Source organism: Neolewinella persica DSM 23188, from assembly GCF_000373105.1.
In the GTDB taxonomy this organism is placed as follows: domain Bacteria; phylum Bacteroidota; class Bacteroidia; order Chitinophagales; family Saprospiraceae; genus Neolewinella; species Neolewinella persica.
The window spans coordinates 246,428-267,604 of record NZ_KB890413.1 but is presented as its reverse complement, the minus strand read 5'-3'; the positions used below and the strand labels follow the sequence as shown (position 1 = coordinate 267,604).

The following is a 21,177-nucleotide window of genomic DNA, read 5'->3' as shown; positions in this document are numbered from 1 at the left end:
CTTCTTTCATAGCCCCTGACGAGCGGAGCGAACTGGCAAAAGCGGCAGTACTACTAACTACCCACTCCTCACTACCAGGCCGCAGGCCAACTATTCCCTAAACATTACCGACCTTTGCGTCGTCTTAGCAAACAAGACACCATCGTATGAATATAGTCATTGCCGGAGCTGGCGACGTCGGCTTTCATTTAGCGGAGTTGCTGGCCATCGAGAACCAGAACATCGTGCTGATCGATACCGATCAGGAAGTATTGGAATATGCCGGTTCCCACCTGGACGTACTAACCGTAAAAGGAGATGCCACCAGCATCGCCACTTTGCAGAGGGCCCGCGTTAGCAACGCTGATCTTATGTTGGCCGTCACGACCTCCGAAAAGACGAACATGATGGCAGCCATCTTCAGTAAAAAACTGGGCTGCCGTAGCGTCATTGCCCGGGTCGATAATGAGGAGTACATGTGCGACGAGCACATGGGGACTATTTGCTCGCTGGGTATTGATCAGATCATCAGCCCCCGACAACTGGCTTCCGAGGAAATCGTCCGGCTGATCAAGCAGTGCTCTTTTACTGACATCTTCGAATTCGAAGACGGTAAGCTCTCCCTGCTCGGCATCACACTCGATGACGACTCCCCCCTGGTCGGCGTCCGCCTTAGCGACATCTCTCAACTGGAAACAAAAGCAGACCTGCACCCGATCGCCATTCTGCGGGGCCACAAAACACTCATTCCCCGAGGCTTCACCCAGTTGCAGCGCAACGACCACATTTACTTCATCACCAAGCCGGAGAAACTAGCGCTGGTGGAAGAGTTTGTTGGCAAAAAACAACGGAAGGTCAAAAATGCCATGATTTTGGGTGGGACGGACCTTGCCATTTCCACGGCCCGCCTGATGCAGGATAACTACAGTGTTACCATCATTGAAAAGAACAAACGGCGTTGTCAGGAAATAAATGAGCAGCTAAATAATGTTCTGGTCATCAAAGGGGATTATACAAATATTGAGCTGCTGAAGGAGGAAGGGCTTGATAAAATGGATGCCTTCATTGCCCTGACCGGCAACAGCGAGACCAACATCATCTCCTGCCTTACCGCCCGCAACCACGGCGTGTACAAGACCATCGCCCAGGTCGAGAACAAAGAGTACATCCACATCAGCCAAAACATCGGCGTGGATACTCTGATCAATAAGAAGCTACTGGCAGCGAATAATATCTTTCGCTACATCCGTAAAGGAACCGTTCAGGCTATAACCAGTTTGCATGGGGTAGATGCAGAAGTGATCGAGTACGTGATCACGAAAAGTAACCAGCTGACGAAGCGAAAAATCAAAGACCTCCACTTTCCGGATACCGCCCTCATTGGCGGCGTCATCCGGGGCGATCAGACCCTCATTCCCCGGGGCGACACCCAGTTGCAGTTGGAGGACAAAGTGATCGTATTTGCCCTCCCAAAGGCAATCAAGCGACTGGAGGAACTTTTTCGATAAACTTATTTGGTCATATTGGCGCTATTGGTCTATTGGCATGTACCAATAGCGCCAATATGACCAACAGTACCAATAGACCAACAGCACCAACCAAGTGATCAACTTCCGCCCCATAGCCCGCGTCATCGGTATCCTTCTCTGCATCGTCGGCGTATTGATGTGGACCGGTGTACCCTTCAGCATCTGGTATGATGAAGACTGGCGGCCACTAATCCTTTCCGGCCTGACTAGCATCGTGATCGGCGGAAGCTTGTTCCTGGTCAGGAATCCAAAAGGCATTCCCATCCGGAAACGGGAGGGTTACCTCATCGTGGCCCTGAGCTGGCTGGCGATGGTGCTGTCTGGAATGCTGCCCTATCTGTACAGCGGGATGATCCCGTCGGTGCCCGATGCCCTGTTTGAGACGGTCTCTGGCATGACGACCACCGGCGCTTCGGTCTTAACCGACATTGAGGCGCAGCCGCGGGGATTGCTCTACTGGCGCAGCCTGACGCAGTGGATTGGCGGGATGGGCATCATCGTCCTCACGGTAGCCATCTTCCCATTGTTGGGTATTGGCGGTATTGAGTTGTTCGCAGCTGAGGCACCTGGCCCGACCTCCGACAAACTCCACCCCCGCATTAGTGAAACGGCCAAACGGCTGTGGTTTCTCTACGTCGGGCTAACGATCTTACTTGGTTTCCTATTGGTGGTCTTCGGTCTCGCTCCCTACGAAGCCATCAACCATGCCCTAACAACCATGGCCACCGGAGGCTTCAGCACCCGAAACGCCAGCGCCGCCGCCTTCAGCCCTGCGGTACAGTACCTGCTCATTCTGTTCATGTTTTTTGCCGGCGTAAATTATACGGTGCTCTACCTGAGTTTTAAGCGCAGATGGACCGAGGTATGGCAAAGCGACGAACTGAAAGCCTACATCGGCCTGATCGTGTTGTTGGCACTTTTCTGCACCATACAGGTGTATTATGCCACGGGGGCTAATGATCTGGAGCAGTCTTTCCGCGACAGCCTATTCCAAATTGTAAGCCTCATTACCACCACCGGATTTGTATCGGCAGACTATACCAGCTGGGGCACCAATCTGACCCTGGTTTTCTTTGTCTTACTCTCAATAGGGGCTTGTGCAGGATCTACCTCAGGCGGGATCAAACTGATCCGCCACCTGGTGTTTTTTAAAAACAGCTACCTCGAATTTAAGCGGATCATTCACCCTTCCGCCATCGTTCCCCTGCGGATAAACGATCAGGTAGTCCCCGGACGAATCATCACGCATATCTTCAACTTCCTTCTGCTTTATTTGCTGGTATTCGTTTTCGGTTCCATTATCCTCGCAACTATGGGACTGGACTTTATGACGGCCATCGGCGCCATGGCCACCAGTCTCGGCAACGTCGGCCCAGGCATCGGCGGGGTTGGCCCGGTCGACAACTTCGCCTGGCTACCCGCTCACGTAAAACTTTTCCTGAGCTTCGTCATGATTGTGGGTCGCTTGGAAATATTTACCGTGCTGGTCCTGTTTACCCCTTACTTTTGGCGACTGAATTAATGAATTCGAATAGAATTTGCTCACCAACAGCACCAACAGACCAATAGCTCCAATAGCACCAACACTCCACACAATGCGCCAATTCCTATCCGCTCAAGACGCCCCCTCCATCGAAGAACTCGTCGACCGTGCCCAACGGCATAAACGAAAGCCATTGGATATGGAGGACGTCGGTTACGGTAAGACCATCATCAATCTATTCTTCAACCCCAGCCTGCGAACCCGTATCAGTACTGAAAAAGCAGGCATTAATTTGGGATTTGAAGTAATCACCTATGATGCTTCCGGAGGGTGGAACATCGAGTTTGAAGAAGGAGCAGTGATGAACCTGGATACGGCGGAACACGTCCGCGAAGCAGCCGGAGTACTGAGCCAGTACTGTGATATTCTCTGCGTACGGTCTTTTCCTTCCCTGACGGATAAGGCGGGCGACTACGCCGATAAGGTGATGAAAGCATTTGTGAAATATGCTACGGTACCGGTGGTCAGTTTGGAAAGTGCTACCCGCCATCCGTTGCAGAGTTTGGCAGATTGCCTGACCATTTCTGAAAAAAGTAATCGTCCTCGCCCCAAGGTCGTCCTGACCTGGGCACCGCACCCGCGCCGTTTGCCGCAAGCGGTGGCCAATAGCTTTGCGGAGTGGATGATCGCCTGGGGTAAGGTGGATCTTACCATTTGTAACCCTGAGGGCTTCGATTTGGCTCCCGAGTTTACCGCTGGAGCTACGGTTGTGCATGATCAGGCTACTGCTTTTCGTGGTGCCGACTTCATCTACGCCAAAAACTGGTCTTCGTATACTGATTACGGCGCTACGGCAGACCTCCCGGGCTGGATCATCGATGAGGCAAAAATGACCCTGACAAACAACGCCTACTTTATGCACTGCTTACCCGTTCGGCGCAACGTAGTAGTGTCCGATGGAGTAATTGACAGCCCCCGCTCGCTGGTGTTGGATCAGGCTAACAACCGTACCTGGGCAGCGCAGGCGGTGTTGTCTAGCATGGATCTGGGGTGAGCGACTGAGGCCGCCGGCAGGCAGGAGCGAATGGCTGACACGTTTTCTGGCTAAGTGCAAAAAAAACATCTAATAGCACGTGAGTGATTTTACGGGATCGCAACACAGCTACTCAATCCAGCAAAAATGGCTTGTCAGCGCTAAGAATTCGGAATACCTGCCAAAATCAGGTCAGGGTTTTCCCGCTTATGGCAAAGCCTGCCATACCTTCACCCCATGGTTCACACTTCCATCCAATCCGTTCAGGCCGCACTGGCCGATGGCTCTACCACTACAGTGGCGATTGTCCGTAATTATCTCGACGCTATTGCTGAGCAGGCGCACCTGAACATCTACGTTGAGGTATATGCCGAAGAAGCAATTCGGGAAGCTATCAGGCAGGATGAGGCGCGGACGCAGGGTGCAAAAATGGGTAAATTAGCAGGGGTTGTCCTCAGCATCAAGGACGTTATTTGCTACGCCGGCCACGGTGTGAGCGCTGGCTCCAGGATATTGGAAGAATTTGTCTCTCCGTACACCGCTACGGCTTTGCAGCGATTACTGGACGAAGGCGTAATCGTGATCGGCCGGACCAACTGCGATGAGTTCGCCATGGGCTCTGGCAACGAAAATAGTTTTTACGGGCCCACCCGGAATGCCGCTGATGTGACCCGGGTGCCGGGAGGAAGCTCCGGTGGCGCAGCAGTGTCGGTTCAGGCCGCTACCTGCCTTATCGCTATGGGCTCCAGCACGGGGGGGTCTGTTCGTCAGCCAGCATCGTTTTGTGGCATTTACGGGTTCAAACCTACCTATGGGCGCATTAGCCGCCACGGAGTAATCGCCTACGGGTCAAGCTTTGATCAGATCGGCTATCTGGCAAACAATGCGGACGACATTGCTTTAGCCCTCGAGATCAGCGCCGGAGCAGACGCCTATGACGCCACTGCTCCCAATAAAATAGTGGCCACCTACAGCAAGCAGGCAGTAGAAACAGGCCCGCAAAGCATCGCCTATTTCGCAGATTTGATGGAGAGTGAGTCTCTTGCACCGGAAATCCGCAATGCAATGCAAGCCACGCTGGAACGGTTCCGTGCCGCCGGCCACCGCCTGGTACCCGTTACCTTCTCTTTCTTCGACTACGTGGTGCCGGCTTACTACGTACTCACCACCGCCGAAGCCAGCTCTAACCTCAGTCGGTTCGATGGGATGCGTTACGGCCACCGTAGCAGCGAAGCCACAGACCTCGTTGAAACCTACACCAAGAGCCGGACCGAAGGCTTCGGTACTGAGGTACAGCGGCGCATCCTTTTGGGGACATTTGTCCTCAGCAGTGGATACTACGATGCTTATTACGGCAAGGCCCAGAAAGTACGCCGCCTCATCCGGGATCAGCTGCAGGGCATTCTTGATGCGCACGACTTTATCCTGATGCCCGTAAGCCCCAGCCTCCCCTGGCCCATCGGGGAACAAACGGACGACCCAGTCGCCAACTACCTGGCAGATATTTACACCGTATTGGCCAATTTGGCCGGTTTGCCGGCAATCGCCGTCCCTTTGAAGGCGGAAGGAGGATTACCGGTAGGCTACCAATTGATGGCGGACCACTGGGAGGAGGGGAAGTTGTTGAGCTTTGTCAGAGGGCTTTAACAATACCGTTACTCCTTATTTATAGCGTGGGCAAAATGCCACAAAACCCCTGCGGGATCAATCAGGTGGATCTCCCGTAATCCCCAGTCGTAGTCCGTTGGCTGCTTCCAGCGGATACCGGAATAGCGATTGACCAGGTCCAGCGCTTGTAACTCCTGCCAACAAAGTTCAAGGTCAGGGACGTTCAGGAAAAGCATCGTATTCTCCGCCCAGGCTTTAACGTAGGCATTCTGAAGGTAAAACTGGCTATCGCCTAGTTGAAGTAATACCATGTCGTCAGAAGCCCACAATTCTTTGGCCCCCAGGTCCTGGTAAAAGGCACGGGAGACGGCAAAGTCCTTGGCGGGAACGAAGGCTCGAAGGTGAGAAGTGGTTTTTAGGGATTCCATGACATAAAAATAGCGGTTCCGGAGTCAACCCCGGAACCGCTATTTAAATAAGCCCTGATGGTGGACTTATTCAGGCGTGGTCAATGTACCATCAGCAGCCTTTTTCGAAAGGTTTTCGTTGGCTTTGATGGATAGTTCCACGCGCCGGTTTTTCGCGCGGCCAGTATCCGTTTCGTTGGTCGCAATGGGGCGGGTCTTACCGTAACCAGTGGTCCGCATCCGGCTGCGGGCAATGCCGTCCTGGGCCAAGTAGTCCGCAACTGAGGCAGCGCGTTTTTCGCTCAATGCCTGGTTAGTCGCTTCGCTGCCTACGCTGTCCGTATGTCCGTCAATGAGGATGTCGGTATCCGGATACCGAATGAATACAGCGGCCATACGATCTAGCTCGGCCCGGCTGGCAGCAGTCAGACTGGCCTTGCCGAATTCAAAGAGTACACCGCCGTCAAAGGTGACCGTCACACTCTCCGTAATGGTTTCGCCAGTTTCGGGGTCAACGGATTCGACTTTTTCAACTTTAGCACCCGGCACTTCTTCTTCAAGTTCCTTGGCCTGTTTGTCCATGTATTTGCCGATGATGGCACCTGCAGTACCACCGAGTACGCCGCCGATCACGGCCCCTTTAGTTCCATCGCCTCCTTTTTTGCCGATGGCACCGCCAACTACACCTCCGGCAGCACCGCCGATGACTGCACCTTTAGCAGACCTACTGGCATTACAGCCTAAGCCCAGGGTTAGAATTAGCGCTAGGAAGAGACAAAAAATACTATTTATGCTTAGTTTCATTGTTGGTTAAATTTTTCACGGGGTAAACTCCGTTACTGCTATAGCGCAGCGACAAATAGAAAGTTCGGAAATTAACCTGGCTGGTCTCAAATTTTTCCTGGATCGCTATCCGTTCACCAGCCCTGCAGTGATCTTTGCCGACAACAAGCAAAGTGGCACCCCGCCACCAGGGTGAACGCTGCCACCGAGAAAGTACAGCCCTTCAATTCGGTGGCTAAAATTCGGATGGCGGAGGAAGGCAGCCATCGTATTGTTGCTGCTAGTCCCGTATAGCGCGCCCTGATGAGAGCCCGTAAGCCGTTCGATTTCCGGGGGCGTGATGATGCGCTCTTCCTCAATCAAATCTGCGAGTAGTGGCTGCGTTTGTACGTCTGCATTTTTGGGCGCGGGCGCAGGAGCAAGAAGTTGGTTTTGGAGCAGGGTAAGTACCCTGGCACGAAGCTTTGGGATCATTGTCTCCCAATCCTGCCCGGTATCGGCTGGGGCATTGACCATAACGAACCAATTTTCATGGCCCGGAGGGGCATCTTCCTTAATCAGTTTACTGCTGATGTTGACGTAGACAGTCACGTCGTCGCCAAGCGTACCTGCCTCCAGTTGGGCAAATTCGTTGCGGTAATCTTCACTGAAAAAGATGTTGTGGACGCCCAGCTCGGGGAATGCCCGCTTTACGCCCCAGTAGAATATGACGGCACTGGTGCTTTTTTGCTGGCGGAGGGTACGCTTGGGTTGCTTCGCTCCGGGGAGGAGCTTATCGTAGGCCAACCAGACGTCCATGTTGCAGACGACGGTCTCCGCCGGATGGAATTGATCGCCATTCACTTTCACCCCCTTTACTTTTCCTTCTGCTCTTACAATCTCCTCTACCCGCTGGTTGAAGTGATAGGTCACCCCCAAGCGTTTACCCAACTCATAAATGGACTGGCTGATGTCAAACATTCCCCCGGCAGGCAGGTAGGCACCGAAATGGTGCTCGAAGTGCGGGATCATACTGAGGAGCCCCGGTGCTTTATAAGGATTGGAACCGTTGTAGGTGGCAAAACGGTTGAAAAGCTGCACCAGTTTCGGGTGCTTCAGGTCCCGTTCATGTACCCTGTTCATATTGGTAAACAGGTCAAGGGTAGGGATGCGGAGCATCGCGCCGGCGACCTGCCAGTCTAGCCAGGTTCCTGGTTTGTGGAGCGATTTTTCGAGAAAGGTCCGGCCGGTCAGCTCATACTTTCGGGCAGCGTCTGCCATGAACCCGGCAACGTCTTGGCGCGGAACGCCGAAGGTTTCGGCCGCAGCGTCGGCCAGCGCATCCGTATCTCCCGGCGCGGTGAAGCGTGTCCCGTCGGGCCACCAGTAATGACATACCTCCGGGAGGCGGACGTAGTTGAAATGATCCGCGGGCTTTTCTCCCGCCAATTCAAACAGTTCGTCGACGTACTGCGGCATGGTGAATAAGCTGGGCCCGAAATCGAAGCGGTACTCTCCCAGACTGAACTGGCTGAGTTTGCCGCCAGGTCCGTCGTTGGCTTCGAAAACGGTTACCTGATGGCCTGCAGCGGCCAGGCGGACGGCGGCAGCCAGGCCGGCTACGCCGGCGCCTATGATGATGGTGGGGGAGAGAGGCGGCATGGTGATTTTGTTCGCAAGCTAATTGGTCAAAGGGGAAGGCGAAAAGGTGGGTAAAGGTTCAGGCTTTGCTAAACGTCAACTTCCCACTCCCAAAAAACGTTCTCCCCCCGCAGGCAGGTCCACTCCACCGCTGGCGGCTCCTTCGGGAAGACCGCGAGAGGAAAGTCCGGGCAACGCAGGGCACCACGCCGGCTAACGGCCGGGGTTCTCCGAATGCGGAGGATATGGAAAGTGCCACAGAAAGCTATACCGCCTTTCGCCTCCGGGCGGGAGGTAAGGGTGAAAACGTGCGGTAAGAGCGCACGACGCGTCGCAGTAATGCGGCGGGTGGGTAAACCCCGTGGGTTGAAATACCGAGCAGTAGCATTGCCGTTCGCGGCAGCCGGCGGTCCGTCGGTTCGCAAGAGCGCTACGGGTAGGTAGATAGAGCCCGGAAGTAATTCCGGGCCTGGATAAATGGTGGAGCTCTCGCATTCGTGCGAGATGACAGAACCCGGCTTATCGGAACCTTGTCTGCATCTGGCGGCCTGGTCTTCTTTAGAAGGCTGGGCCGCCTCCGTTTAGACTGATGACGCGAATCAAGCGCTAAAACAAGTACCTATCTGATGAAACAGTCGCGCCAGCAATCAAATGGTCAATTATTCTCTCACTCAATTATTTGCTGAGTCTCAGGCTAGTTGTAAAGTAAAGAGACTCACTTTAGCTCTTGATTCGCGTTACTAGACTAAAACAATCCCTGCACCTGCGTCCGCGCCTGAAAACATTACAAAATGTGAGCGTGAGTGAATGGTGACCGCTGGATCCACTCACGGTGCTGCGCTTGCTCGCCATGAAGAGCAAACATAGTACTGCGAATGGCGCTTGCGGCAGCTATTCTCCGATTAGCTACGCTGCTGCCTGCGGCGGTCACGCCTTCTATCATTCACTCATCATCTGATTATCTTTGCGGCCCTAACGAAAGGTAATATGGAAAACTGGGAAGAAGATTTTGCTTACCAACGAGTTCGTCACTTGATACAGAGTCGTTTTAATCGCCCCGTCTTACCCAATATGGACGCTATGCTCTTTCTGATCGGCGTACAGGAACTGGGGCGTTGGAAACAAGATTTTACCAAGGAGGAAAAGCAAGACCTGATGCATGTTGCCGTGTGCCGCCTCTTTGCTGCCGATGGCCATTACGAATTCATCGGTCGTGATGATGACGGTTGGCCACATTATGAGTTAAATGGTAAGATTCCGCCGCGTGACCTGGCGGGGCAGGAAGAGCTGCTGAAGAAAAAAATTGTCGATTATTTTGCGGAACTGGAAGAGGAGGAAGGACTTATCGGTTAATCGGTGTGATTTTTGGAACCTTTATGGTTTGCTATACCTGCCGTGCGCGGTGCTGGTTCTACGAAGTCCACAATTGCTTACCTTTGGCGACTAAAATAAACAACCAAATATGCGACAGCTTCTTAAGATTGCGATTTTTGCGCTGGTTTGTACCTTTTTCACCGCCTGTACCGGTGATTCGAACACGGTGCTGATCAAAACCAATAAAGGTGATATTACGGTCGAACTCTTCGACGAAACACCCCGCCACAAAGAGAACTTCCAGAAGATGGTTAAGGAAAAATACTACGACGGACTGCTCTTTCACCGGGTAATGCCGGGCTTCATGATTCAAGGTGGAGACCCGAACAGCAGAGGTGCCGCAGCAGGCGCCGCTCTCGGTATGGGTGGCCCTGGCTATACGATTGACCACGAGATTGGCCAACCTCACCTGCGTGGCGCCCTCGCCGCAGCTCGTACACCAAACCCTGAAAAAGCAAGTAGTGGCTCTCAGTTCTACATTGTTACCGGTCAGCCGCAAGCTGCCTCGGCACTCGATCAGTACGAACGAATGAAAGGCATTAAATACAGCGAAGCACAACGTGCAGCCTACATTAAAGATGGTGGCCGGCCAGACCTGGACATGGATTATACCGTTTTCGGCCAGGTTGTCTCTGGTATGGAGGTGGTTGATGCGATCAGCGCAGGAGCTACCGGTGCCGCGAACCGGCCAGTTGAAGACGTTGTGATTGAAAGCGTATCTTTTAAATAAGATTTTTTAGGTTGCCTTCTCCCCGCCTTATTATTAAAATAGCATCCCTTGCGACATTTACTTCCCCTTTTGCTTTTAGCCGTTTTGTTCAGCCAATGTGCTGCGCCTAAACCGGGCTTCACCCTCGCCCAACGAAGCGTAGTTGCAGCTGACACCATCACCTTCAATAATACGTCTGAAAAGGCGATTAGCTACACTTGGGAATTTGGGGACGGAGAGACCAGCACAGAAGCAGAGCCGAGCCATCGATATTTCCAATCAGGAGATTATAACGTGGTGCTTACGGCAACAGACGCAAAGGGAAAATCTAAATCAACTACTCAAATCATCAACGTGACTCCACCTAAAGAATGCCTTGTCCGGATTGAAACCCCAATGGGTAATATGCTTGCCCGTCTTTCGGACATTACGCCACAGCACCAGGACAACTTCGTAAAATTAGTAGAGCAAAATTTCTACGATGACCTGCTTTTTCACCGTGTCATGAGTGGCTTTATGATACAGGGAGGAGACCCGAATAGTCGGGATGCAACTCCCGATACCCGCTTAGGCTTCGGTGGCCCTGGGTACCAGGTGCCTGCAGAAATCGTAGAGAGCCTGGCCCACGTTAAGGGGGCACTTGCCGCAGCCCGCACGCCTAACCCGGAGAAGGCCAGCAGTGGCTCACAGTTCTACATCGTTCACGGCCGTGAGGTCACGGAGTCGGAGCTTAATAAGCAGGAGGCGACTAAGGGTGTCCGTTATCCTTCAGATATAAGGAAAACGTATCTGGAAAAAGGTGGCTTTCCCGTCCTCGATCAGGACTACACCGTTTTTGGCCAGGTTATTGAAGGCCTCGACGTGATCGACAAAATTGCGGCTACGGAGACTAAGCCTGGAGATCGTCCGGTAGAAGACGTTTGGATGAAGATCACCCTGGTTCGGTAAAACACCGAGGCACTAAAAGCGGGAAGCCGGGTCATCATGTTTAACTACAATTTGAGGCTAACTGATTTAACGCCTACCTGCTTCTTTTCCTTTTAGAGCGCTCCGGTTATTTGTGTCAGAGTACTTTGTGACAGTGAAAGCGTATCGAAACTGTTTTTGAGATTTTAAGCATACACACACACGCAATGAAGAAAAATGTAATCCTAGGAATAGACGTCGGTGCTACTGGCATTAAAGGTGGCCTTGTTGACGTGACAACCGGTAAAATGGTTACAGAGCGCTTTCGTTTTGATACGCCTTCCCCCGCAACGCCGGAGGCAATGGCCGCTACCGTAAAAAAGCTGGTCGATCACATCGGTTATAAAGGCCCGGTGGGCGTGGGGTTCCCCGCCATTGTGCGAAGAGGTATTGCTGCGAGTGCTGCCAACATCGATAATAGTTGGGTGAATACTGATATTACTAAAGTTTTTGGAAAGGCTACCGGCTTGCCTTTCGTGGCACTGAATGATGCAGATGCGGCCGGTATCGCCACAATGGCCTTCGGGACGGGAAAGCAATACGCTAATGACGGCGTAGTACTGATGGTGACCATCGGCACTGGCCTCGGCGGTGCGCTCTTCGTTAACGGAGAGTTGATGCCCAATCTGGAAATCGGCCAGGTATTTCTGAAAAATCAGAAGATTGTAGCGGAGAAATTCATCTCTAACCGCGTACGGAAAGACACTGATATGTCCTGGTCAGAATTCGGCAAACGGTTCAGTAAGTTTCTGAAGCACGTCGATTCGATCTTCAACCCGGATCTGATCGTCCTTGGCGGAGGCGCCAGTAAGAGTTTCGATGAGTACAAGCGATTTCTGAAAACCAACGCTGAAGTGAAGCCTGCCATTCTGCAAAATACTGCCGGAACGGTGGGGGCGGCAGTTTATGCGGCAAGTAAGAAGCCGAAAGTCAAATAGTCGACTGTCAGATAGTTAAGTGGATAGATAGTAGCTACCGCAGGTTTTAGCTTACCATCGCTCGAAAAATAGTCGGTTGTCGTACAATCGAAGTTAGCTTATCGCAAGGTATTACTTGACTCTCTGACTAAAGGTGCATCATCTTCCAAACAAGTTCTTTCAATAGCTCATTCTCTTGCTTACCGGCAAGGTTACTGCCGACGCCCTTGCTTTTAAGGTCATACTCCCGAAGTAAGGAGAAGAGGTGGCGAATACCTGTTTCGGAATAATTCCGGGCGGTGGTTTCGTAGTCTTGCAGGAAGAAGTCGAAGCGAAGGTTCAGTTTCTTCATGATGTCTTGCTTGCTTGCGCGCTGCCGGTGCATCTCCTTCAGGCAAAATACCTTACTGAAATAATTGTACAGGCTTCCCAGCACCATGGGGAGCGGACCGGCCTTAGGGTTGGCCTTAAAGTAGTTGAGAATACGGGTGGCTTTTACCACGTCGTTGTGGCCGATGGCCTTTTGTAACTCAAAGACATTATAGTCTTTGCTCACCCCCACCTGGTCCTCTACGATCTTTGTCGTGACCTTGGTACCGGGTGCAAGATTGATGATCAGTTTATCCAATTCGTTACTGATCTTGCCAAGGCTGGTGCCCAGGAACTCACCGAGGAGACTGGCCGCTTCTGGCTCAATACCGTATTTCTTCCCTTTCAGATAGCTACTGATCCAACCGGGGATCTTGTTGTCATACAGGGCCTTTGCCTCGAAAACGACCCCATTTTTTTTCAACATTTTGGTCAACGCAAGATTGCCGTTCAGCTTCTTATGCTTGTGGCTGATGACCAGCACGGTGGAAGGGGAGGGGTTTTCTGCGTATTTGACCAGTTCTTTCAGGCTGCGCATATCCTGGGCTTCCCGAACCAGGACCAGCTGGCGATCGGCCATCATTGGAAACCGGCGGGCAGCATCGATTACCTGTAAGTACTCCGTGTCTTTACCGTAAAGGATTGTTTGATTGAAGGCCCTCTCGTGTTCCTGTAAAGCATTGGCTTCGATGGCAGCTTCTAACTGGTCAATAAAGTAGGCCTCCTCTCCATGCAGAAGGTACAGTGGAGAAAAATCCTTGCTTTTGATGGTCTTGAGAAGGGGGGCGAAGTCCATAGGGCGAAGGTAGTTTATTCGTCAGATAGTCTACACTGCACGGGTGTTCCGTTTCATAAGTTTCGTAAATTAAGAGTAGTCTGCTCGTGGCGGGGCTTGTCCCCGAAACTACAGGAAGGAAGAATCCGCCGTTCGCTTAGCGAACGAATGAAGGGTTTTCAGTGTGCCGAAACGGGGGGGTAAGCCCCGTCCGTACGGAATAAGGCAGGATGTTTCTGAAAAGGAGTAGTAGCGATAACCACCAGAAGATCAATTTGGCTAATACATCAATTCACAACGCACCGTTAATGACTAAGTCGACAGGTTGGAATGTTTTGGCTTTCCGTATCTTTGAAACTTGTTAATCCCACGAAAATGAAGCATTTATTTCTCTTTCCCCTGTTTGTATTGCTGCTGATCGGTTGCAATAACAATTCTTCCTCCGATGGAACGACCCCCGTTGATGAACTGGAGTCAACGGCTGACTACGTAGCTAGCCCAGATCAGGATACCGCCCGCTACGTACCACTTTATATTCACCGGATTCCTGCCGACGAAGAGCTTAATTCTGCGACTACCGCAGTTGGTGGGTTCGGGCAGATCCTGGCGCCACCCATGGAGCGGACGGAGGCACAGATGCTGACCAAGAGCTACTGGGTCATTGAAGGCTATGCGGACAACTCCGGCAGCCGGTCGCAGAAAATCGCCGGAACCGGGCAGTGGATTCGCTGTTTCCCCAACGGCACATTCTACGGTGGGCACTGGGACCGCCAGACCCATGCCGGTGCATGGTACCTCGACGTTACACAGAAATATCCCCGCCTGACCCTCGACAGCAACGTCGATCGGCTTGACGCCGTTTGGGAAATGCAGGCCATCGCCGGCGATCAAAGCCAAACGGCCTGGGTAAGGTTGTCCAACGCCAATTTTGGGCCCTACCATTCTCCAATTTCCGCAAAGTGGATCGAGCTGTATGATATGCCGACCAAAGAACAGTTCGCCGGTGTTCACAGCGGATTGTAGGCGCAGTGAATGGAAGAATAATGGAGTGGGAGAATAGCTTCCGCAAGTACCGTTCGCTGCCCTTCGGCCGCTCACCGTGGCGAACAAGCGGAGCGCAGTGAGTGGCGGCTGCGGCAGCTATTCTATTATTCACTCACTCCATTATTCTATCATTCACTTTCAGGCGCGGCCGCAGGTGCAGAGATAAGAATAAAAGAGCAAGGAACGGAAAAACGCTCTTCGTCTTAATATACCTTGTGCATTTGAATGAAATTGCCATAAACCCATTAGCATGAAATGCTCACTTTTCGCCTTGGTGGCCATCACATTACTGACCCACTGCGCCAAGCCAGCTCCAGCCGCAGAATCAACGGCCTCCTTTGTCGCCAGCCCCGACCAGGATACCGCCAGCTACGTACCCCTGTACATCCATCAGATTCCTCCCGCTGAAGAAATCAATAACGACGCTACAGAGTTTGGCGAAATCGGGCAAAGGCTACCTCCCCCAATGGAGAAATTACGCGCCCAATTGCTCACCAAAAGCTACTGGGTAATTGAAAGTTATGCCGACCACTCGGGCAGCCGGGGTCAAAAAATCGCTGGTACTGGCCAGTGGATTCAGTGCTTTGACAACGGAACCTTTTTTGGTGGTCATTGGGGTAGGCAAACCCACTCCGGCGTTTGGTACCTGCATTACAACTATAAACACCCACGCTTGGTCCTCGATAGTAATGTCGATCGCTTAGACGCAACCTGGGAAATGCAAGGAATATCCGGGGACCAAACTGAAATGGCCTGGGTACGTGTTTCAGGTGAAGTTTTTGGGGTTCCCCATCGAGCTTTTCACATCAAATTAATTGAACTGCACGATCGGCCGACCAAGGAACAGTTTGCGGGAATGCACCAGGGCTTATAATCGACTGGTTGCCTGGCACTTTTAAATCCTGCCAATTGTTGTGACTTATCATAATAGCCGGCAGACAAACTTTTGTCCGGCTTCGCCAGGTCAAAAGAATTTGTCGGACGGCCGGACCGTCCGTCCGACTGGTCGCGGAGAACCAATTTCCCATGGCGAGCAAGCGCAGTGAGTGGTCGCTGCAGCAGCTATTCCATTATTCTCTCCTTCAATTATTCTCTTACTTACCATGGCGAACAAGCGGAGCGCAGTGAGTGGTAATTGCGGTAGCTATTCAGTTATTCCCTCCTTCAATTATTCACTCAACGCAGCAAGAATAATCCCACAAGCCTCCCGAATCTCCTCCTCCGAAATAATCAGCGGTGGCGCAATCCTAAGGCTCCGCTCGTTCCAAAGGAACCAGTCGGTGATGAGCCCACGCTCAAGGCATCCGGCGATTACGTCCCTTACCTGATCGAAGTCGTCCAGTTCGACTGCCATCCAAAGGCCGGCGGAGCGTATATGGCGAATTTTAGGATGCACCAGCAGCTCGTGGAATAAGGCTTCTTTTTGCTTCACGGAAGCGATTAGCTGGGGTTCGGCCAGCAGGGTTTGCAGGGACGCCAGGCCGGCGGCACAGCTGACCGGATGCCCGCCGAAGGTAGTGATGTGGCCCAGGACGGGGTCGATGGTAAACAGGTCCATGATGCTTTTGCGGGCGACGAAGGCGCCCAACGGCATGCCACCTCCAAAGCCTTTGGCCAACAACAGGATATCGGGAACAACACCGTACTGCTCGAAGGCGAAGAGTGTCCCCGTTCTTCCCATTCCGGCCTGGATCTCATCGAGGATAAGCAACGCGCCTACATCGTCACAACGTTTGCGTACGGCCCGTAACCACTCCGGCCGGGGTTTCCGGATGCCCCACTCGGCCTGCACCGTTTCGAGGATGACCGCAGCAGTACGTTCGGTGATTCTGTTCAGGCAGTAGTCGCAGTTGAAGTCCAGGTGCGTAATGCCGGGTAGCAGGGGATGGAAGGCCTGGGTGAAATCTTTAGGCCATTGCAAACTGGCCGCGCCCTGGGTGCTGCCATGGTAAGAGCGCTTCGCGCTGATGATCTCGGCACGCCCGGTGGCGCGCTTGGCCAGCTTCATGGCACCTTCCGTCGCCTCCGCGCCAGAGTTGACGAAGTAAACATTATTTAGTCCATCAGGCAGTTGATCGGTCAATAAGGCCGCTAGTTCGGCTTGTGGAGCCAGCACGAACTCTCCGTACACCAGCGTATGCATATAGGTGCCAGCCTGCTTTTGCACGGCCTTTACTACGGCAGGGTGGTTGTGGCCTAATGCACTAACGCCAATGCCGGCAATGAGGTCGAGGTAGCGTTTGCCATCGGTAGTTTGCAGGTAAATGCCCTGACCTCCGGCAATCTCTAACCCCATAGGAGCGGGGCTGGTTTGGGCTACGTGGGATAAGAAGTTGGCGCGTTGAGACATGGGGAGATAACGCATCAGTGCTCACTTCGTTCGCGCGCTGTTGCCGTCAGTCGCTTCGCTCCTTGTTGCAGTGCGCCTTCGGCGCGTTGCAGGTTGCAGCTACCGCACATCGCAGCTTGCTCCGCTGGTAGGATTCTCGATTCTCGAAAGGCGATGCTCGATTTTTGACTGACTACCGCACATCGCAGCTTGCTCCGTCCGTTATGATGAACTTTCTGAAATAATGCTGGAAAAACTTGACTAAATTGCCTGTGGTAACCTGCAACCTGAAAACCTGCTATGAAAATTCGTACCACGCTTCTCCCCGGAGATTTAAGCTTTATTATCTCTGCTCATGCCGAGTACTATCATCGTGAACTTGGCTACACCGAGAAATTCGAATATGTTGTGGCGAAGAGTGCGGTAGAATTCTACGAGGCTTATGATCCTAAGCGCAGCCGTATTTGGATCATAGAGGACGACGCCGGCGAACGCCAGGCCAGCCTGGTATTACATGATCGGGGTCGGGCAGCACAGTTGCGTTATTTTCTCATCTTACCCAAATTTCAGGGTAAAGGATTAGGGCGGAAATTACTGCACCTTTTTATGGCCTTTACCCGGGAAAAGGGTTACCTGAGTTCTTACCTCTGGACGACCGACGATCAGGAGATCGCGGTCCGGCTCTATGAGTCTTTCGGGTACCGTTTGGTGGAGGAACGGCCTTCTTCTGCGTTTGGAAAACCGTTGATGGATCGGAAGTACGAAGTGGTGTTTTGAGGCCAATAGCTTTTTTGCTGCTCTTCGTCCCTTGCTTCTTTTACCCTTACTATGCACCTGGGACCTCGCCAAAAAGTGAAGGAGTGAATGGCTGCCGCTGTAACTACTCACTGCGGTACGCTTGTTCGTCAAGGTGAGCGAGCGTAGCGATGCGAACGGTACTTGCGGCAGCCATTCTTTCATTCAATTAATCAACCATTCACTTTGCACCCGCGGCTGCGCTCAAAATTGTGGCATCCAATCTTCACAAAACAACCCATTCTTCTTTTCTGTACCTTTGCACCGCCGGAATGCCGGCTACCCTAATAAATTTAGCACGCGGGCCAGGGAGAATACGGCTTGCTCATCCCCCAAGAACAAGCCACTAATATAATGGACGCTACCCCAGACAACGCCCCCGAAGAACAGGAGGAAGAAATCGTCTACTTTGACGAATTAGACATCTCCGATGATGTCCTTGATGCCCTTGATGCAATGGGCTTCGAAAAATGTACCCCCATTCAGGCCCAGGCCATTACCCCTTCCCTCGAGGGCAGGGACGTACTGGCCGTAGCACAGACGGGTACCGGCAAAACGGCGGCTTTTTTGCTACCTATCCTCACGCACCTGAGTGATACCCCGGCCACAAAGGTGGATACCATCATTCTGGAACCCACCAGGGAACTGGCCATGCAGGTCGATCAGCAGCTGGAAGCCTTTAGCTTTTACTCTAAGATCAGCTCCATCGCTATCTACGGTGGTCGCGACGGCCACAGCATGGCCCAAGAGCAGAAAGCCCTGAAAACCGGTGCGCCCATCGTGGTGGCCACCCCCGGCCGCCTTATGGCCCACCTGGATATGGGGTACACCGACCTGAGTGAGGTCCGTCACCTTGTCCTCGACGAGGCCGACCGGATGCTGGATATGGGCTTCGTCAGCGACATGCTCAAAATCATCGACATGTTGCCGAAAGAGAAGCTCCAGATTTTGTTCTATTCAGCCACCATGCCGAGTAAGATCCGGAAATTCAGCCGGGACATTCTCAAGAATCCCGTCGAAATCAGCATTGCCATTTCCAAGCCCGCTGAGAAAATTAAGCAGAAGGCCTATGATGTGGCGGATTGGGCCAAGATCGCGCTGATCGAAGAAATCCTGAAAGAGAAAACGAAGACGATGGATCGTATCCTCATCTTCTGTGGCCGCAAGAAAACCGTACGCGACCTCACCCGCCGACTGGCGCGTAAGAACCCAAAAGTTAAAGACGTTTCCTCCGACCTGGAGCAGGATGAACGGGAAGAACGCCTGCGCGAATTTCGCTCCGGAGCAATTCAGGTAGTGGTGGCCACCGACGTTTTGAGTCGCGGTATTCACATTAACGGCATTGACCTGGTCATCAACTTTGATGTGCCGGGCGATGCGGAAGATTATGTCCACCGGATTGGCCGTACGGCCCGCGCAGCGGCCGAAGGAGAAGCCATCACCCTGATCAGCGGGGATGATCGCCGGCGCTTCAAAGCCATCGAGGAGCTGATGGAAATGAAAGTTGAGCGGCTGGAGGTGCCAGGTCACCTCAAGGATGATCGTGGTGGAGACCGGGATCGTGGCCGTGGTGGAAATCGCCGTGGTGGCGGACGCGGCGGAGATCGTCGTTCTGGCGGTGGTGGCGGTAGTCGTGGCCGAGGAGGCAGTAACCGTTCGGGCGGCGGAGGCCGGAAGGAAAAGCCCCGTGCTGAAAGTGGCGAAAACAGAACCGGCGAGAAAAAAGAAGGTGGCAATGAGCAGCCACGGGGCGAACGCACCCGAAATGAAGGGCCACGCGATCCGAAACGTAAACAACGAGGTCGGGGCCGTGGTCGGGGGCCGAAACCTTCAGGTGGATCAGATGGCGGACCGAAGCCAGAATAGATTTATTCACTAAGAGACAAAATGCGTGCCGGAATATTTCGGCACGCATTTTTTTTGCGAGGCAGTGAACTTAATTTTGTAACGATCGTTATTTTATTATTCGTAACGATCGTTACAATTTAATTATTCACTTTTAAATCCAGCAAATAAATGGCTGATCTTACAGGAAAAATAGCATTAGTAACCGGTGGCGGCAACGGCATCGGATTGGCTTCGGCCAGAGCACTTAAAGCCGCAGGGGCTACCGTCGTGACGGCGGGAAGAAATGAAAAACGGGCCCAGGATTTTCGGGACAACTACGATGACGTCTTTGACAAAGTGTACGTCGCTGACGCCGGTAGTGTGCCTGAAACCAACGCATTTGTGGAGCAGGTCGGGAAAGACTATGGCCGTATCGACGTAATTTTCGCCAACGCTGGCTTCGGAGAGCCTGCTCCCCTGGGCCACATTACGGAGGAGAACTTCGACAAACAGTTCAATGTGAACGTGAAAGGGGTAATATTCACCGTGCAGGCGGCACTGCCCTATCTGAACGAGGGGGCCAGTATCGTCCTTAATTCCAGCATTGCCAACCAACTGGGCTTTGCCAACTTTAGCGTCTATGCGGCAACCAAGGGAGCGGTGAAAACGCTAGGGAAAATCATGGCGGCCGAATTGGTCGGTAAAGGGATACGGGTCAACGTCGTTAGCCCCGGTCCGATCGATACGGGCTTTTTTGGCGCCACCGGCATGGACGAAAAGCAACAGGCGGAAATGGGGGAGTACATTACGAACCAGGTGCCGATGCGTCGCTTTGGCAAGGCCGAGGAAATTGGCAGTTACGTCGCTTTCCTAGCTGGCTCTGGTAGCACTTTTATGACCGGCACTGAAGTGGAAATTGATGGTGGCATGGCTACGCTGTAACCACTACAGATAAAATCCAAGGGGCCGGCCTTACCTTCGCAGTAAGTAGTCGGCCCCTTTCTATTTTATTCATCCATCCGTTTAACATGGCCAGAACGAAGGAATTTGACGAACAAGTAGTGCTGGAAAAAGCCCGCGACCTGTTTTGGGAACGGGGCTACACCGCTACGTCTATTCGTGACCTGGAGGAGCATCTTGGCATCAGCCGCAGCAGCATCTATATGTTTTTTGGTGGAAAACGGGAGCTTTATGACCGGACATTGGCGGCGTACCGGGATGAGAATATGACGCGCCTGGAGAAAACACTGGGTGCAGCCGAAGACCTTCGGCAGGCCCTGATCGACTTGTTTACGGCAACGGCCCGGCAGTCGCATCCGGATTGTAAAGCGCAGGCCAGGGGGTGCTACGTGGTCAATGCAACGACCGAGATGGCCAATTCCTGTGCGGAAGCACTAAGTTTTGCAGCAGAAAGCCGGGAGCAGTTTGTTGCCATTATGAAGGCTGCTTTGGCGCGGGCGCAGGAGCAGGGGAAGTTGGAGGAACAGGCTGACCCGGCAGAGCTTGCCAATTACCTGTTTGTCTGCTATAACGGCCTGCAGGTAGTGGTACAAACTAATATTGAACGGGCGACATTGGTGAAGGCAGTAGTGCGCGGTGTGGAAGGTCTGCCTTGGACGTAATTGATCCG

The 21,177-nt window shown here is 52.8% G+C and carries 19 protein-coding genes and 1 other RNA gene; 15 read left to right on the top strand and 5 right to left on the bottom strand.

What is annotated here, in order from left to right; genetic code table 11:
• Positions 1–146: 146 nt before the first annotated feature.
• The 4 genes from trkA to gatA all read left to right on the top strand — a co-directional run bounded on the left by trkA (position 147) and on the right by gatA (position 5,671).
• On the top strand, positions 147–1,487 hold the full coding sequence (trkA, locus tag B036_RS0101135; RefSeq protein ID WP_020566847.1) for a Trk system potassium transporter TrkA: 1,341 nt from the start codon (positions 147–149) through the stop codon (positions 1,485–1,487).
• 94 nt (positions 1,488–1,581) lie between these two features.
• The gene (locus B036_RS0101130; protein ID WP_026231560.1) at positions 1,582–3,030 is read left to right on the top strand and encodes a TrkH family potassium uptake protein; all 1,449 of its coding nucleotides are present in this window, start codon (positions 1,582–1,584) and stop codon (positions 3,028–3,030) included.
• Positions 3,031–3,103: 73 nt separating this feature from the next.
• A complete protein-coding gene (locus B036_RS0101125) occupies positions 3,104–4,045 on the top strand; it encodes an N-acetylornithine carbamoyltransferase (protein ID WP_020566845.1) in 942 nt (313 codons plus the stop codon).
• Between the two features lie 216 nt (positions 4,046–4,261).
• Positions 4,262–5,671, top strand: coding sequence for an Asp-tRNA(Asn)/Glu-tRNA(Gln) amidotransferase subunit GatA (gene gatA, locus B036_RS0101120; protein ID WP_020566844.1), 1,410 nt, complete (start codon positions 4,262–4,264; stop codon positions 5,669–5,671).
• Between the two features lie 8 nt (positions 5,672–5,679).
• Here gatA and B036_RS0101115 read toward each other — a convergent pair whose 3' ends face one another.
• From B036_RS0101115 to crtD, 3 genes are all read right to left on the bottom strand, one after another.
• Complete coding sequence (locus B036_RS0101115; RefSeq protein ID WP_020566843.1) at positions 5,680–6,060, bottom strand: VOC family protein; 381 nt, start codon at positions 6,058–6,060, stop codon at positions 5,680–5,682.
• Between the two features lie 66 nt (positions 6,061–6,126).
• Entirely contained in the window at positions 6,127–6,843 is a 717-nt protein-coding gene (locus B036_RS0101110) for an OmpA family protein (protein WP_020566842.1), read from the bottom strand.
• Between the two features lie 105 nt (positions 6,844–6,948).
• Entirely contained in the window at positions 6,949–8,463 is a 1,515-nt protein-coding gene (gene crtD, locus B036_RS0101105) for a 1-hydroxycarotenoid 3,4-desaturase CrtD (protein WP_020566841.1), read from the bottom strand.
• Positions 8,464–8,574: 111 nt separating this feature from the next.
• Between crtD and rnpB the strand changes: the two genes are divergently transcribed.
• The 5 genes from rnpB (at position 8,575) to ppgK (ending at position 12,429) form a co-directional block, all read left to right on the top strand.
• Positions 8,575–8,982, top strand: an RNA gene (rnpB, locus tag B036_RS31500) — RNase P RNA component class A.
• A gap of 447 nt (positions 8,983–9,429) precedes the next feature.
• Positions 9,430–9,795, top strand: a complete 366-nt coding sequence (locus tag B036_RS0101095; RefSeq protein ID WP_020566839.1) for a hypothetical protein — start codon at positions 9,430–9,432, stop codon at positions 9,793–9,795.
• 109 nt (positions 9,796–9,904) lie between these two features.
• Entirely contained in the window at positions 9,905–10,546 is a 642-nt protein-coding gene (locus B036_RS0101090; protein WP_020566838.1) for a peptidylprolyl isomerase, read from the top strand.
• 48 nt (positions 10,547–10,594) lie between these two features.
• Positions 10,595–11,473 carry a peptidylprolyl isomerase gene (locus tag B036_RS27580; RefSeq protein WP_157471982.1) on the top strand — a complete coding sequence of 293 codons (879 nt, stop codon included), beginning with the start codon at positions 10,595–10,597 and terminating at the stop codon, positions 11,471–11,473.
• A gap of 185 nt (positions 11,474–11,658) precedes the next feature.
• The gene (gene ppgK, locus B036_RS0101080) at positions 11,659–12,429 is read left to right on the top strand and encodes a polyphosphate--glucose phosphotransferase (RefSeq protein ID WP_020566836.1); all 771 of its coding nucleotides are present in this window, start codon (positions 11,659–11,661) and stop codon (positions 12,427–12,429) included.
• A gap of 127 nt (positions 12,430–12,556) precedes the next feature.
• Here ppgK and holA read toward each other — a convergent pair whose 3' ends face one another.
• On the bottom strand, positions 12,557–13,573 hold the full coding sequence (holA, locus tag B036_RS0101075) for a DNA polymerase III subunit delta (RefSeq protein WP_020566835.1): 1,017 nt from the start codon (positions 13,571–13,573) through the stop codon (positions 12,557–12,559).
• Between the two features lie 354 nt (positions 13,574–13,927).
• On the opposite strand from holA, the gene B036_RS0101070 reads away from it, so the two are divergent.
• Together B036_RS0101070 and B036_RS0101065 are read left to right on the top strand one after the other, a co-directional pair.
• Complete coding sequence (locus B036_RS0101070; RefSeq protein ID WP_020566834.1) at positions 13,928–14,575, top strand: hypothetical protein; 648 nt, start codon at positions 13,928–13,930, stop codon at positions 14,573–14,575.
• A 271-nt stretch (positions 14,576–14,846) separates the two neighbouring features.
• A complete protein-coding gene (locus tag B036_RS0101065) occupies positions 14,847–15,470 on the top strand; it encodes a hypothetical protein (protein ID WP_020566833.1) in 624 nt (207 codons plus the stop codon).
• Between the two features lie 294 nt (positions 15,471–15,764).
• On the opposite strand, the gene B036_RS0101060 is transcribed toward B036_RS0101065, so the two are convergent.
• A complete protein-coding gene (locus B036_RS0101060; RefSeq protein WP_026231557.1) occupies positions 15,765–16,946 on the bottom strand; it encodes an aspartate aminotransferase family protein in 1,182 nt (393 codons plus the stop codon).
• A gap of 279 nt (positions 16,947–17,225) precedes the next feature.
• Between B036_RS0101060 and B036_RS0101055 the strand changes: the two genes are divergently transcribed.
• From B036_RS0101055 to B036_RS0101040, 4 genes are all read left to right on the top strand, one after another.
• Positions 17,226–17,702 (top strand): GNAT family N-acetyltransferase, encoded by a 477-nt coding sequence (locus B036_RS0101055; protein WP_020566831.1) that lies wholly within the window; start codon positions 17,226–17,228, stop codon positions 17,700–17,702.
• Between the two features lie 372 nt (positions 17,703–18,074).
• Positions 18,075–19,586 carry a DEAD/DEAH box helicase gene (locus B036_RS0101050; protein ID WP_020566830.1) on the top strand — a complete coding sequence of 504 codons (1,512 nt, stop codon included), beginning with the start codon at positions 18,075–18,077 and terminating at the stop codon, positions 19,584–19,586.
• Between the two features lie 150 nt (positions 19,587–19,736).
• Positions 19,737–20,489: an SDR family oxidoreductase gene (locus B036_RS0101045; RefSeq protein WP_020566829.1), complete on the top strand. Its 753-nt coding sequence runs from the start codon at positions 19,737–19,739 to the stop codon at positions 20,487–20,489.
• 86 nt (positions 20,490–20,575) lie between these two features.
• On the top strand, positions 20,576–21,169 hold the full coding sequence (locus tag B036_RS0101040; RefSeq protein ID WP_020566828.1) for a TetR/AcrR family transcriptional regulator: 594 nt from the start codon (positions 20,576–20,578) through the stop codon (positions 21,167–21,169).
• Positions 21,170–21,177: the final 8 nt, after the last annotated feature.